The following is a 14,448-nucleotide window of genomic DNA, read 5'->3' on the forward strand; positions in this document are numbered from 1 at the left end:
TAAAAATTGATCTCTGCTTTTAAAATTCGATCTTTTCCTGCGAAAACCAAGGTGTTTTCATCAACCCATTCGCAAACGTAAAGATTTTTTTCATCTGAAATTTTAGTTCAGGTTTTGCCAAAATCATTGGAAAAAGAAATATGCTGATCACCGACGGCGACAATATCTTTGCCTTTTGAATTGGGACGGATTTTAACACAAGTCATATAACCAGCATTTTTTCCTGATGCCTGAATTTGCCAGGTTTCTCCACCATCATTTGTGGTTGCAATATTATTGATGTTTTCGGCTTGTTTGGTGTAATCTCCGCCGACTGCAATGCCAAATCTTGATTTATAGTAAAGATCCATAGAATAGATGCCAGAAGAACTAGATCCATTCACAAAGTCCAATTTCTTCGCAATTAGTTTATCACCGGAATTATAAGAATAATATTGTCTGGAGATATTTCCGCCGGTCACAAACCACATCTCTCTGTTTTTTAAATATATATTTGAATTGCTTGCTGCAAAGGCTGCTTCACCATTTAGTAGTTCCGGCACATATTTACAGTCTAATTTTTTCCAGGATTTGCCTGAATTTTCAGTTGTTACAATTGACATACATTTTCCGTTTGGATCGCCTAATGCTACACCATACCCGTCTTTTTGAAAATTTAATGCATCGTAAAATGCTGTTTTTAAAGTATCGGAATAAACAACTTCACTTTTAAGGTTTTTCTTATCGATTTTAAAAAAATATGCTGGACTTTCAATATTAACAGCATAAAAATTATTTTTATCCTGCGCTAAAGTTCTAAACTGCAAATTTTTATCATATAATTTTAGTTGTTTTTGATTTTTAGAATCTTTTAAATCAACAAACCCAAACTTTGAATCCGTCCCGGAATACCAGACTTTTCCATCATAAAGTTGAAGTGCACGAATTGATATTTTGTCATTTAATAATGTCTCAAATTTTAAAGTTTGTGCAGAAAAATTTTGCGAAAGAATGATTATGATAAGGCAGGAAATAAATTTTTTCATTTTTTTTAAATTTAGATAAAAAATAAAAATCCCGCAAAAATAAATTTGCGGGATCTTTATTATATTTTATTTGGCTTTTTTAACCAAATAATAAATGTATATCGCTAAATGAATAATCACCATTGCTCCTGAGAATGCAATTAAATTAGTAGTTGAACCACCCGCAACAACATCCAGGTGATGAACATATCCTAAAACTGCCAGTATTGCAGTCATTGCTAAACCACAATAAGCAGTAATTCTGTAGGTTTTATTATCATTTCCTTGTCCATCGGCATTCCCTAAGACACTATTTTTTATACCTCTGTAAAGGTAAACATCAAGACCAATCATCATCCACGCTATCAAACGAATCCAAGTATCTAATGGTAAAAATACCATCATTCCTAAACAAGTTAAAACTCCTAATATTGGAACCAAAGGAACTAAAGGCGTTCTAAAAGCACGCGGTGCATCCGGCTGAGTTTTTCTCATTACCAAAACGCCGATACATACCAAAATAAATGCAAATAAAGTTCCGATAGAAGTCATCTCACCAACAACTCTTCCAGGTACGAAGGCAGCAAATAAACTTACAAAAACTAAGAAAAATAAGTTGGATTTATAAGGTGTTCTATATTTCGTATGGATCTGCGAAAATACTTTTGGCAATAAACCATCTTTACTCATAGAGTAAAACACACGACTTTGACCCATTAACATAACCAAAATTACAGATGAATATCCTAATAAAATAGCAAAAATAATGGTGGTATTTAACCACGGATATTCCGGAACCATTACGCCATTCACCATACTTCCCATATGCTCAATTGCAGTCGCAACCGGAGCTAAATGGTCTGCACCCGAACCGGCGGTAAACTCTTTATAATTAACAACACCTACCATAACGTAAGCAAAAATAATATACAAAACGGTACAGATCAATAAAGATCCCATAATACCGATCGGCATTGCTTTTTTCGGGTTTTTAGTTTCCTGTGCAGCTGTGGAAACAGCATCGAAACCAATATAAGCGAAAAAGACGACGGCAGCTGCGCGAATTATCCCAGACCAGCCATACTGACCAAATTTACCAGTATTTTCAGGAATTAGCGGTGTAAGATTTTCCGCTTTTACATATTTGAAACCAACAAAAATAAATACAAATACAATTGTCACTTTAAGAAAAACAATAAAATTGTTCACCATTGCAGATTCGCTGGTTCCCTTTATCAATATTAATGACATGATTGAAACTATGAAAACTGCCGGTAAATTAATAAAACCTGCATGAGTTGTTCCATCAATTAAAGTATATGTATCAAAAGGCGTATTCATTAAACTCTGGGGAAGCGATACACCAAAGGCAGCAAATAATTTACCGAGATAGCCTGACCAACTTGAAGCTACCGTGGCAGAACCAACTGCGTATTCTAAAACAAGATCCCAACCAATTATCCAGGCAATAAATTCACCCATTGTGGCATACGAATAAGTATAGGCACTTCCTGCAACAGGAATCATTGAAGCAAATTCAGCATAACAAAGACCTGCGAAAGCACAACCTACGGCGGCAATTATAAAGGAAATCATAATCCCTGGTCCTGCATAATCTGCAGCAGCTAAACCTGTGATTGAAAATAATCCAGCTCCGATGATTGCACCAATGCCTAATGCTACGAGCGCTCCTGCGGAAAGCGTTTTTTTAAGTCCGTCCTCCGACTCCTCAGATTCGTGAAGAAGTTGCGATAATGGTTTTGTCTTCCAAATATTCGACATAATAATTTTTGTTTAAGTTTTAGAATTTACGAAAATAGGAAAAAATAACAACTTTTAACTTTTTTTTAACCATATTATTTAAATTTTAAAAATGTAATTAATTTAAATAATAATTGCTTTAAAGTTTTATATTTGAAATTATGAATTTTTACGATCTCTTTTTAAAACCTTACGAAAGCTACACCGCCATTCAGATTATTTTAGAATCTACGGCAGCAGTTTTTGGAATTTTAAGTGTTTATTTTTCCATTAAAAAAAATATTTGGGTTTATCCTACCGGGATTATCAGCACGATTTTATACGTTTATATTCTATTTAATTTTGGACTTTTAGGAGATATGATGATCAATTTCTATTATTCCGTTATGAGCATTTACGGCTGGATCTTATGGTCGCATAACGCTGAAGATAAAATTCACGTAGAAGTTTCCTGGGCGACTAAAAAACAGTGGTTTTTTGGTGGTATTTTATTTATTTTAAGTTTGGCGTTGGTCACGTTGGTATATTATTTTAAACCTTATATTGATAATAATTTTTCCTTTAAAGACGTAAGATTGGGATTATACCATTTAGATTGGGCCAACTGGCTGGATATTTTTACAACATCCTTATTTTTGGTGGGAATGTGGTTTATGGCTAAACAGAAAATTGAAAACTGGTTATTTTGGATAGTTGGAGATCTTATCTGTATTCCAATGATGATATATAAAGGTCTTGGAATAACTTCAGTACAATATTTTCTTTTCACAATAATGGCAATCGTAGGTTTTATTGAGTGGAAAAAAAGCATTAATTTCGAGAAAAAAGTATGATTTTTATTTTTATTTAATTGATTTTAAAACTTTGTAAGTTCAACACATAAATGCGACAGTAATATTTAAAACAAGAGGAGCTAGCTCCTCTTGTTTTAGGACTAATTGCTTAAATTAGTCTTGCATGAAAAAATACAAACATTTAGCCCCAGAACAAAGATATCAATTATCTGCACTTTTAGAAACTAAAATCAGTAAAACACAGATTGCTGTAATAATTGGCGTTGACAGAAGTACTATTTATCGTGAATTACAAAGAAATATTCCTGAGAGAGGAAGTACCGCTAAAAGATATATTGCCCAGCACGCTCAAAACAAAACTGATAAAAGACACAGAGAAAAGCGAAAAGCCATGGTATTGACCGATGAGTTAAAACTCCGTATTTCAGGCTTAATGATGCACGAAAAATGGAGTCCGGAACTCATTGCTAAAAGATTAGCAGCAGATGGGGAATGCCAGATCAGCCACGAAACTATTTATAAATGGATTTGGACTGCTAAACACAGTAATCGTGAAGAGCATAAAGAATATAAAACACTTTGTAAGCACCTTCGGTACACAGGCAGGCAACAAAAACGCTATAACGAAAAAGACAAACGAGGCGCAATAATAGGCAGAATAGGAATAGATAAAAGACCTAAAATTGTGGAAGAAAGAAGTAGGATTGGCGATATAGAAGTAGATCTAATGATGGGAAGCAATCACAAATCCGCTTTGTTGGTGATGACAGACAGAACCACTTTAGTGACTATGATAGAAAAATTAAAAAGTAAAAATGCAGAAGAAGTGTACCAGAAAATGAATACAAGACTTATAAGATTTGATAGTTCCTGGATAAAAACCATCACCTTTGATAATGGAAAGGAGTTTGCCTACCATCACAAAATAGGCAAAGATCTAAACGCATCTACCTATTTTACAAGACCTTATACCTCTCAGGATAAGGGAACTGTTGAAAATAGAATTGGTGTTATCCGAAGATTTTTCCCGAAGAAAACGGATTTAAGAAACATATCAGAAGCACGAATAAAAGAAGTCGAGAAATTACTAAATTACAGACCTATTAGAAAATTCAATTATAAAAATCCAATCGAAGTCCTACATAATAAAATTGTCGCACTTATTGGTTGAACATGGCCTTTTAAAATTTCGGCAAAGTTTTGGTATTAGAAAAAGTATTAATTATTTAATACGATCATCATGAAAAATTTTATAAAAAAAATAGCATTAGGAGCAGTGATTTTTGGAAGTTTAACTTCCTGCATTGCTTATTCAGACGGTTACGCCAATAACGATCAGAATTCTTACTACGGTGGGAACTATGATAACGGCAACTATTATGCGCCAAATTCCTATTATGGTAATGGCGGTTATTATGCCAATGATGGATATTATTATCGTGATAATATGAATTATCAATATGATAATAATGTTCCTTATTATTATGGACAGAATCAGAGAAAAATTTACGTTCAAAGACAAACCACTTCTACACGTCCGCCGAATGGACTTTACGATCCAAATACTTCATCATCGCGAAACAGACCTTCAGTAAGTTCATCTTCAAATGCGAGATATCGTAATGACGTTCAACAGAATACAAATAATAACGTAAGAAATACTCAATCTCCGACAACGCGAACTCAAACAGGAAATCAGAGAAGCAATGATGGTTTTAGAAGTGGTCAGGTGCCACAATCAGATCAAAGACAGCAAAATAATACTTTTACACCGCGAGATAATTCAGGACAAAGTCAAAACAGTAACGGCGGTGGATTCAGAAGCACACCAAGTCCACAACCAGCTCAAACACCGACAAGGATTGATTCAGGTTCAGGAGGAATGAGATAATTTAATATCAAAATTTAGCCAATAAGACAAAAATTTAAAATTGTTTTATTGGCTTTTTTTTATTGACTTATCTGCTGTTAATTATAACTAAATTTGCAAACTTAAATTTAATATGGAATTTTACAAATATCAAGCTACAGGAAATGATTTTATAATCATTGATAACCGCGACCAACAATTTTTAAAAGACGAAAAAATAATCGAAAATCTATGCGACCGTCGTTTTGGCATCGGCGCTGACGGACTTATTCTTTTAGAAGAACATGACACGCTCGATTTTAAAATGGTCTATTACAACAGTGATGGCAAAGGCGAAAGTATGTGTGGAAATGGTGGAAGATGCATTGTCGCCTTCGCACATTTTTTAGATCTTTTTGAAGATCATACAAAATTTGAAGCAATTGACGGAGATCATCAGGCAGAAATAATCAACGGAATCGTAAAATTAAAAATGATCGACGTCAACGAGATTTTTACTGATGAAGATGATTTTGTGATTAATACAGGTTCGCCGCATTATATAAAATTTACTGAAGATCTTGAACATTTTAATGTTTTTAATGAAGGTTCAAAAATCAGAAATTCAGAGAAATATCATGAACAAGGCATCAACGTAAATTTTGTTCAAATTTTAGCGGCTGATTCTCTTTATGTAAGGACTTATGAACGTGGCGTAGAAAATGAGACTTATAGTTGTGGAACAGGCGTTACAGCCGCCGCATTGCCTTTTATTAATGAAAATAAAAAAATTATGGTTAAAACTATTGGCGGAAATTTAACTGTTTATGCAGAAAAAGTAGAGAAAAGCTTCGTAAATATTTGGTTGGAAGGTCCTGCAAAACAGGTTTTTAAAGGAAAAATAAGTATCTAAATTTATATGAAAAAAGCAGGTTTATTTGTTGCGTTTTTAATTTTAGCTCTTTTAGCGGTTTTTGGTTTTCGCTATTACACGCAAAATTTTGGAAATAACGTAGCCAAAGAAGGTTATGTTCTGATTCCGCACAACGCGGGTTTAAACCAGATCATTGACTCAATTTCCCCTTATTTAAAAGATAAAAGTAAATTTTCTCAAGTTGCAAAAGCTAAAAAGCTTGGTGAATTTTATAATGCAGGACGCTACAAAATCAAATCAGGAACTGGAAACAGTGATCTGGTAAATATGATAAAAGCAGGAAATCAGACCGAAAATTCTTTTAGAATTGGTGATTTTGATGATGTTTATCAAATGATCGGAAAAGTGACTAAAAAAACTGAAATTGATTCTTTACAATTCGTTAAAGGATTTTCTAAAATTGCAGATTCTAAAAATCTTTCAACACCTGAAGATTTAAAAACTTACTTTTTCATTGATACGTACAATTTTTTCTGGACCGTAAAACCCGAAGAATTTTTTAAAAAATTTGAAAAACAGTACCTTGAATTCTGGACAGCAGAAAGAGTACAAAAAGAAAAAGATTTAAATCTAAACAGAGATCAAATTTATGCCTTAGCATCAATCGTTTTTAAGGAAAGTGGCGGAAAACCTGACGAAATGAAAACTATCGCGGGAATTTATTTAAACCGTTATCATAAAGGAATGAAGTTGCAAAGTGATCCTACGGTTATTTACGCAGTCAACAAAGCCAGTAATTATTCAAAAAAAATAAAGCGTGTTTATTTTAAAGATCTAAAACAGAAATCACCATATAATACCTACGCAAATACAGGAATTCCGCCCGGACCGATTTGTATGGTTGATAAAAATTCAGTTGATGCAGTATTAAATGCTCAAAAAAATGACTTTATTTTTATGTGCGCAGATCCCAATCGATTGGGTTTCCATAGATTCACAGATAATGCTGCGGAGCACGCCATTAATGCAAGAGATTACCAAAACTGGCTAAATTCACATCAAATTAAATAAAAAAATTGTGATAAGTTTAACTTTTTTATGATTAACGATTCGCAAAAATAATACACTAATTAGTAAAATATATAAATGCACTCTAGATTTGAATTTATTTCAATTATCAAAAAACGCACGTTAGGTCTTACTTTTATTTTAGGTGCGGCAAGTTTGGCTTTCGCTCAGCAAAAAACTCCGGTTAGTGGTACAGTTGTCGGCGCACAAGGCGCAACAGTTCCGTACGCATCCATTACATTTACAAACGGCACTGATAAAATCAACAGTGACGCGGCCTTAACAGATGAAACGGGAAAATATTCTCTCACTTTAGCGCCGGGAAGCTATTCTGTAAGTATTGAAGCAATTGATTTCAAAAAAACGACTTCGACTTTAATCGTAACAACTTCGGCAGCCGTAAAAAACTTTGATGTTTCTACGGAAACCTCAGTAACCAATAATAAAACTCAGGATATAGAAGGCGTGGTGATTGTTGCTGCTGCTCCAAAACCGTATAAAGTTGAACTAGATAAAAGAGTATATGATCCTTCATCAGATTTAATTAGCAAAGGAGGTAACTTACAAGATGTTTTAAGTAATGTCCCGTCGATCTCGGTGGATACTGATGGTACAGTTTCTATGCGTGGGAATACAAATATTAAGTTTTTAATAAATGGCAAACCATCCGCACTTCTTGGTATTGATGACGGAGCAGATGCTTTAAAAAGTATTCCGGCTGATCAGATTGACCGTATAGAAGTAATTACCAACCCTTCATCAAAATATGAAGCATCCGGAACTGCAGGTATTTTAAATATTATACTTAAAAAATCTAAAAAATTAGGTTTTAATGGCAGTGTAACAGGAACTTTAGGATATCTTCCACAAACATCCTTAAATACAAATCTCAGCTGGAGAAAAGGTGACTGGACTTATTTTCTCAATGGTGGCGGTGGTTACAACAGAAGCAAGTCAAAAAGTATACAACAATATCAAACTTTAAGAGATGCGGGCAGTTTGAAAAATTTTGATCTAATTTCTCGCTCGAGAGATCAGCAAAGTAAAGGAGAAGGAAATAACTATAATGCGACAGCAGGTTTCAACGTAGATTTAACACCGAAAGCCTCTGTAAATGCTTCCATTTTGCTAAGAACTTTTGACTACACTTCTGATGAGGCTACAAATATATTTGAGAACAATTTTTTAGGAGCTGATTTGGGCGGAAATTTTGATGTTACAACTGCACAACAAGACAATGGAAAGCGTACCAATAATTCTTATCAGGTAGACTTGGGTTACGATCAAAAAATTGGTGATAAAGGACAATTATTATCTATTTCCGGTAGTTTGCAAAACAGTAACGGCAATAATAATTCTACTTCAAATATAAACAGTGTTTCTACCAAAACAAATATTATCAATATTCCTACGCGAACGATCACAAATAATTTAATTTACAGTTCAACTGACAATAAAACCTATTTAGGGAAAGTAGATTATGAACTTCCATTAGGGGAAATTTCTAAAATTGAAGCCGGCGCGAGATATGATTTTACGAAAAACACCTATGATTATACCGTTCTTCAAAGTATAAATAATTCACCGCAAAGACCACTTTCTAATTTTACAAGTAATACTTTTTATGAGGAAAAAGTAGCTGCTGCTTACGCACAATTTAAAAGTAAAATTGATGCATTAGGTTATCAATTGGGAACTCGCGTTGAAAATACTGCCATTGATATTGATTTTAAAAATAATGGTACTGGCGACCGTGTTCAAAAAACAAAATCTTACACAGGCTTTTTTCCAAGTGTTTTTTTAAGTTATGATTTAGGCAAAAACAGTCAGTTTTTGATTAATTACTCCCGGAGAATTCAGCGTCCGCGTTCTTTCTTTTTAGTTCCGTTTAATTCCTATGATACCAGAAGTTCTTTTCAGGGAAATCCGGATTTAAATCCGACTTATGAAAATTCTTTTGAGTTTGGATATAGTTTATCTTCTAAAAAGTTAACATTTAATCCAACATTATATTATAAAAAATCTCAGGATGAGGTAAATTTTGTTCAGGTTCCGGTAAAAGGTGCGGACGGAATAACGGCTATATTTACACAACCTGTTAATGCAGGATCGGAGGAAAATTATGGTTTGGATCTGAACGGTTCTTACGATCCTTACAAATGGTTTCGTTTAATGGGAAGCGTTAATCTATACGGCTACAAAACCACAGGTTCTTTTCAGGATTTTAATTTTGCAGGTAACGGTTTTTCCAGTAGAATTCGTTTAACTACAACCTTTAAACCTGATAAAGATACTTCATTTCAGTTTCAGGGATCTTATAGAGGAGCCGAAAAAAGTCTTAGTAATAATAGAAAACCAACTTATGTTATTAACTTCGGTGCTTCAAGAACGATTATGAAAGGCGATGGTACTTTAGCTTTTAATATTCAGGATATTTTTAATACCAGAGCGCGCGAATTTACCACTACAGGAGCAGATTTTACGCAGTACAATTACAATCAATTTCAACCGCGACAGTTTTCAGTTTCATTCACGTACCGTTTTAAACAAGGTGAAAAAATTGATCAGCAGAAACAGAAAAAAGATATAAATAATGATTATTCAGGCGATCAGGATCAAGATCCAATGTAAAATTATTTAATTTAAATAATCGAAATTTTAATAATAAAAAAATCCTGAAATATAAAATTTCAGGATTTTTTATTGATTTTTTTACTATTTAATTTTGTCTAGTTTCGAGATATTTCTGCCACTCCCAGGTTGTTCTAAGCGCTTCTTCCAGGGAAGTTTCAGCTTTCCAGTCCAATTCTTTTTCTGCTTTAGTAGCATCAGCGTAAGCAACTGTAATGTCGCCGGCTCTTCTTTCACAAATTTGATAAGGAACATTTATATTATTTGCCAATTCAAAAGCTTCTACAACTTCTAAAACTGAAGAACCCTTTCCCGCTCCAAGATTATAAATATCAATTAAAGTTTCAGATTTCTCATTAATTAATTTTTGCAAAGCCTTCACGTGCGCTTTTGCTAAATCTACAACATAAATATAATCACGGATCGCAGTTCCATCAGGCGTTGGATAATCATTTCCCCAAATATTTAATTTTTCTCTGATTCCCGCTGCAGTTTGAGTGACATACGGAACCAGATTATTTGGGATTCCCAAAGGTAATTCCCCCAAAAGTGAACTTGGATGTGCGCCAATTGGATTAAAATATCTTAAAAGCGACACTTTTCTTTGGTGAGAATTTGCAAAATCTTTTAAAATTTCTTCACCCATTTGCTTGGTTTTTCCATAGGAACTTTCCGGCGTTTTTAATGGCGTATTTTCGTTGATCGGTTGTTCATCAGCTTGTCCATAAACCGTGCAGGAAGAACTGAAAATAAAATTAGAAATATTTCTGGTTTTAAATTCCTGCAAAATATTAATTAAAGAAAACAGATTATTCTCATAATAATCAATTGGTTTTTCCTGGCTCTCGCCTACTGCTTTAAACGCTGCAAAATTAATACAACCATCTATTTGATGTGCTTCAAAAACCTGATGTAATAATTCTTTTCTTTTTAAATCAAAAGGATAAAAAATTGGTTTTTTACCAGCAATTGTTTCAATATTTTTTAAAATAAATTTTTCTGTGTTTGACAGATCATCAACAATTACAACATCGAAATTGTTATTTAAAAGTTCTACAACAGTGTGTGAGCCGATGTAGCCGAGTCCGCCAGTTACGAGTATGGTCATAATTTTATGAGCTGTGGTTAATGAGAAATGAGTAATTTATTCACACCCACAATTTTCATTGTTAAATTGAATCATATCAATAGTTTGAATTACAAAAATCCAAAAAAAGAAAACAATATTTAATATCAAAAAAATAAGTGAAAATTTGTCAATATAAATTAAGTTTTTAAATTTTATTAAACTTAGAATTAATGAAACTAAAAATATTAGAGAAAAAACTATTAAAACAAGTTTATAATCAATCTCATAACTATACTTTATTGTTTCAAGAGAATGTAATCCAAATTTTTTCAAATCAATAAAAACTATACTTCCTATTTTTAAAGAAAGAAAATATATAATGATTGCAATAAAAATTCTTAGAAAATATTTCATTTATTTAAAAAACTCCAAAACAGAATCGGTAATATATTTCAATTGTTCTTCTTCTAATTCTGTGTGCATTGGTAAAGAAATTACTTCATCTAAAAGTCTGTCAGTATTCACAAAATCTTTTGGATCAGAATCCTGAAAATAAGCTTTTTGTTTTCTGAGCGCAACAGGATAATAAATCATTGCCGGAATTTCTTTTGTACCTAAAAATTTTTGCAAGTCATTTCTTTGTCCATTAGTAATTCTCAAAGTATATTGGTGAAAAACGTGGGAAGAATAATCTGCTCTTTTTGGTGTTAAAATATTTGGGTGGTTTGCAAAAGCTTCATCATAATAATCCGCTGCTTTTCTTCGCGCTTCATTATAAGAATCTAAAAACGGTAATTTTTTTCTTAAAACTGTTGCCTGTAAACTGTCTAAACGGGAATTTACGCCAATCTCATCATGGTAATACCTTTCATACATTCCGTGGTTTACAATACCTCGGATTTTATGTGCCAGTTCATCATCATTGGTGAAAAGCGCACCACCATCTCCGTAACAACCAAGATTTTTTGAGGGAAAAAAGGAGGTCGTACCAATAATTCCCATCGAACCGGATTTTTTTACCGTTCCGTCTGCAAATTTAAATTCAGATCCAATTGCCTGCGCATTATCTTCAATAACATATAAATTATGCTCTTTTACAATTTTTAAAATTTCTTCCATATTAGAAGATTGTCCAAAAATATGAACCGGAATTATTGCCTTAGTTTTTGGAGTAATTGCAGCTCTTAACTTTTCCGTATCCATTGTAAAAGTGTCGTAGTCAACATCAACCAAAACAGATTTTAGTTTTAAAAGATGGATTACTTCAACAGTTGCGGCAAAAGTAAAATCTGCAGTAATTACTTCATCGCCTTCTTTTAAATTTAAAGCCATCAAAGCAATCTGCAAAGCATCTGTTCCGTTTGCACAAGGAATTACATGTTTAATATCTAAATATTGTTCAAGTTCTGCCTGAAAAGCTTTTACTTCCGGACCGTTAATGAATGCCGCAGAATCAATCACATTAAGTAATGCGTTGTCAAGATCGCTTTTTATTCTGTAATACTGACTTTGTAAGTCAACCATTTGGATTGGTTTCATAGAAATTTTTTTTTGGTTAAATAAAATCGCCTGTTCTAAAATTTGCTAATACTTGAAAGGCTTTTTATAAAACTAATTTCTACAAAAATACGTATTTTTAGTTGTTAGTATTCAATTTTACAACTCCTAAATTATTGATATTTATCAAAATTTTAATGGTATTAAAAATGAATTTTATGGCAAATTTTAAAAATAGTTGAACATAAACTTTAAAACTAATTATTTATATATCTTTATTGTAAACTTTTTAAAATGAAAAAAATTCTATTTCTTCTCTCTTTTATCTTCATAATTTTAGATAATGCGCAAACTGAATTGGTTTTTGTTTATTTCAAAGACAAACCAAACAGCGCGGCTTTTTATTCAAATCAAACTTCAGAATTGACGCAAAAATCTTTAGACAGACGGACAAAATTTGGAATTGCTTTAACTGATGAAGATGCACCAATTGAAGCGGTTTATATTCAAAATATAAAAAACCTGGGTTTCACTGTTACAGATTATTCAAAATGGTTAAATGGCGTTGCCGTTGAGGCAAATGCTGCGCAGGTGGCAGATTTACGAACAAAATCTTATGTTCGATCTGTAGAAAGTTTTGTCGTTCACAATTCTACGGTCAACAAAACTAATGCTTCAATACCTAATAAATTTGAGGAATTTAATAAAAATACCCTCACAAATTTTAATTACGGAAACGCCGCTGCGCAAATTGATCAGGTCAATCTTCGTCCCGTTCATGTGGCTGGATTTACAGGCGCAGGAACTACCATCGCCGTTATTGACACCGGATTTCCAACTGTAAACACAGGTTCAGTTTATTCCAGAATTAGAAATAACGGTCAAATAAAAGGTGGTTATAATTTCGTGCAAAAAAATGCAGATATTTATAATACCAATCTTAATTCTCACGGCTCATATTGCTTAGGTGTTATTGCTGCATTTGTGGACAACAGTTTTGTAGGAACGGCGCCAGATGCAGATTTTTATCTTTATGCCTCAGAAAATGCTGCCGTAGAAATTCCACAGGAACAACTTTATTGGATTGAAGCTGCGGAAGAAGCAGATAGAAAAGGTGTCGATATTATTTCAACTTCTCTAGGCTATAATATTTTTGATGATTCCCGCTATAATCTGGTTTATGCAGATCTGGATGGCAAAACCTCATTTATTGCCAGAGGTGCAGAAATTGCTACAAAAAAAGGAATATTCGTGCTTGTTGCCAATGGAAATTCAGCAACAGAACCTTGGCATTATCTTTTAACACCTGCGGATAATAATAAGGTTTTCTCAATTGGTTCAGTAGACTTAAACGGTAATTCTTCAAGTTTTTCTTCTTTTGGACCCAATGCAATTGGGAATATAAAACCTGATGCAAGTGCGAGAGGTGTAAACACATACATGGGATTTAATAATTCTGTTACTTCTGCTAATGGAACTTCTTTTGCGACACCCTTAGCAGCTGGCGGCGTTGCATGTTTAATCCAGTCGACGCCTGGTAAAAATCCTGCATTGCTAAGTGATCTTTTAAGACAAAGTGCTTCCTTATATCCCAATTCTGATCCTCAGAAAGGCTATGGCATTTTAAATTTTGGTAGTGTTTTAACCAAATTATTATCCTCTGTAGAAGTTCAAAATTCTAAAAATTTAAAAATATTTCCTAATCCTGTAACGGATATTTTACATTTTCAAACTAAAGAAAAGATCATTAATATTGAACTTTATGACAGTTTAGGACGAAAAATTAAAAATCTTGAAATCGCAGCAGACATTAATGTTAGTAATTTAAATTCTGGCGTTTATTATCTTAAAATAAATACTGAAAAAGAAAATTATATTGAAAAGTTTATAAAGAAATAAAA

Annotated in this window: 11 protein-coding genes; 7 read left to right on the top strand and 4 right to left on the bottom strand. The window is 33.0% G+C overall.

The features are described 5' to 3' along the window. Window positions 1-107: 107 nt before the first annotated feature. Together BM238_RS03880 and BM238_RS03885 are read right to left on the bottom strand one after the other, a co-directional pair. The gene (locus tag BM238_RS03880) at window positions 108-1,025 is read right to left on the bottom strand and encodes a beta propeller repeat protein (RefSeq protein ID WP_233741903.1); all 918 of its coding nucleotides are present in this window, start codon (window positions 1,023-1,025) and stop codon (window positions 108-110) included. Between the two features lie 66 nt (window positions 1,026-1,091). Then, entirely contained in the window at window positions 1,092-2,786 is a 1,695-nt protein-coding gene (locus BM238_RS03885) for an amino acid permease (protein ID WP_090078855.1), read from the bottom strand. A gap of 140 nt (window positions 2,787-2,926) precedes the next feature. Between BM238_RS03885 and pnuC the strand changes: the two genes are divergently transcribed. The 6 genes from pnuC to BM238_RS03915 all read left to right on the top strand — a co-directional run bounded on the left by pnuC (window position 2,927) and on the right by BM238_RS03915 (window position 9,981). Beyond that, window positions 2,927-3,598: a nicotinamide riboside transporter PnuC gene (gene pnuC, locus BM238_RS03890; protein WP_090078856.1), complete on the top strand. Its 672-nt coding sequence runs from the start codon at window positions 2,927-2,929 to the stop codon at window positions 3,596-3,598. 124 nt (window positions 3,599-3,722) lie between these two features. Beyond that, window positions 3,723-4,730 (top strand): IS30 family transposase, encoded by a 1,008-nt coding sequence (locus BM238_RS03895; protein ID WP_090078857.1) that lies wholly within the window; start codon window positions 3,723-3,725, stop codon window positions 4,728-4,730. A gap of 69 nt (window positions 4,731-4,799) precedes the next feature. Beyond that, window positions 4,800-5,450, top strand: coding sequence for a hypothetical protein (locus tag BM238_RS03900; RefSeq protein ID WP_090078858.1), 651 nt, complete (start codon window positions 4,800-4,802; stop codon window positions 5,448-5,450). A 112-nt stretch (window positions 5,451-5,562) separates the two neighbouring features. Beyond that, window positions 5,563-6,321: a diaminopimelate epimerase gene (dapF, locus tag BM238_RS03905; RefSeq protein ID WP_090078859.1), complete on the top strand. Its 759-nt coding sequence runs from the start codon at window positions 5,563-5,565 to the stop codon at window positions 6,319-6,321. Window positions 6,322-6,327: 6 nt separating this feature from the next. Then, window positions 6,328-7,353 carry an endolytic transglycosylase MltG gene (gene mltG, locus BM238_RS03910; protein WP_090078860.1) on the top strand — a complete coding sequence of 342 codons (1,026 nt, stop codon included), beginning with the start codon at window positions 6,328-6,330 and terminating at the stop codon, window positions 7,351-7,353. Window positions 7,354-7,428: 75 nt separating this feature from the next. Continuing rightward, window positions 7,429-9,981, top strand: a complete 2,553-nt coding sequence (locus tag BM238_RS03915; protein WP_090078861.1) for a TonB-dependent receptor — start codon at window positions 7,429-7,431, stop codon at window positions 9,979-9,981. 88 nt (window positions 9,982-10,069) lie between these two features. Here BM238_RS03915 and galE read toward each other — a convergent pair whose 3' ends face one another. Beyond that, the gene (gene galE / locus BM238_RS03920; protein ID WP_090078862.1) at window positions 10,070-11,089 is read right to left on the bottom strand and encodes a UDP-glucose 4-epimerase GalE; all 1,020 of its coding nucleotides are present in this window, start codon (window positions 11,087-11,089) and stop codon (window positions 10,070-10,072) included. Between the two features lie 375 nt (window positions 11,090-11,464). Continuing rightward, window positions 11,465-12,589 carry a DegT/DnrJ/EryC1/StrS family aminotransferase gene (locus BM238_RS03930; RefSeq protein WP_090078864.1) on the bottom strand — a complete coding sequence of 375 codons (1,125 nt, stop codon included), beginning with the start codon at window positions 12,587-12,589 and terminating at the stop codon, window positions 11,465-11,467. Between the two features lie 252 nt (window positions 12,590-12,841). Between BM238_RS03930 and BM238_RS03935 the strand changes: the two genes are divergently transcribed. Then, entirely contained in the window at window positions 12,842-14,446 is a 1,605-nt protein-coding gene (locus tag BM238_RS03935; RefSeq protein WP_090078865.1) for a S8/S53 family peptidase, read from the top strand. The last annotated feature ends 2 nt before the right edge of the window (window positions 14,447-14,448 follow it).

The sequence above is a fragment of the Halpernia frigidisoli genome (assembly GCF_900113805.1).
Taxonomy (GTDB): domain Bacteria; phylum Bacteroidota; class Bacteroidia; order Flavobacteriales; family Weeksellaceae; genus Halpernia; species Halpernia frigidisoli.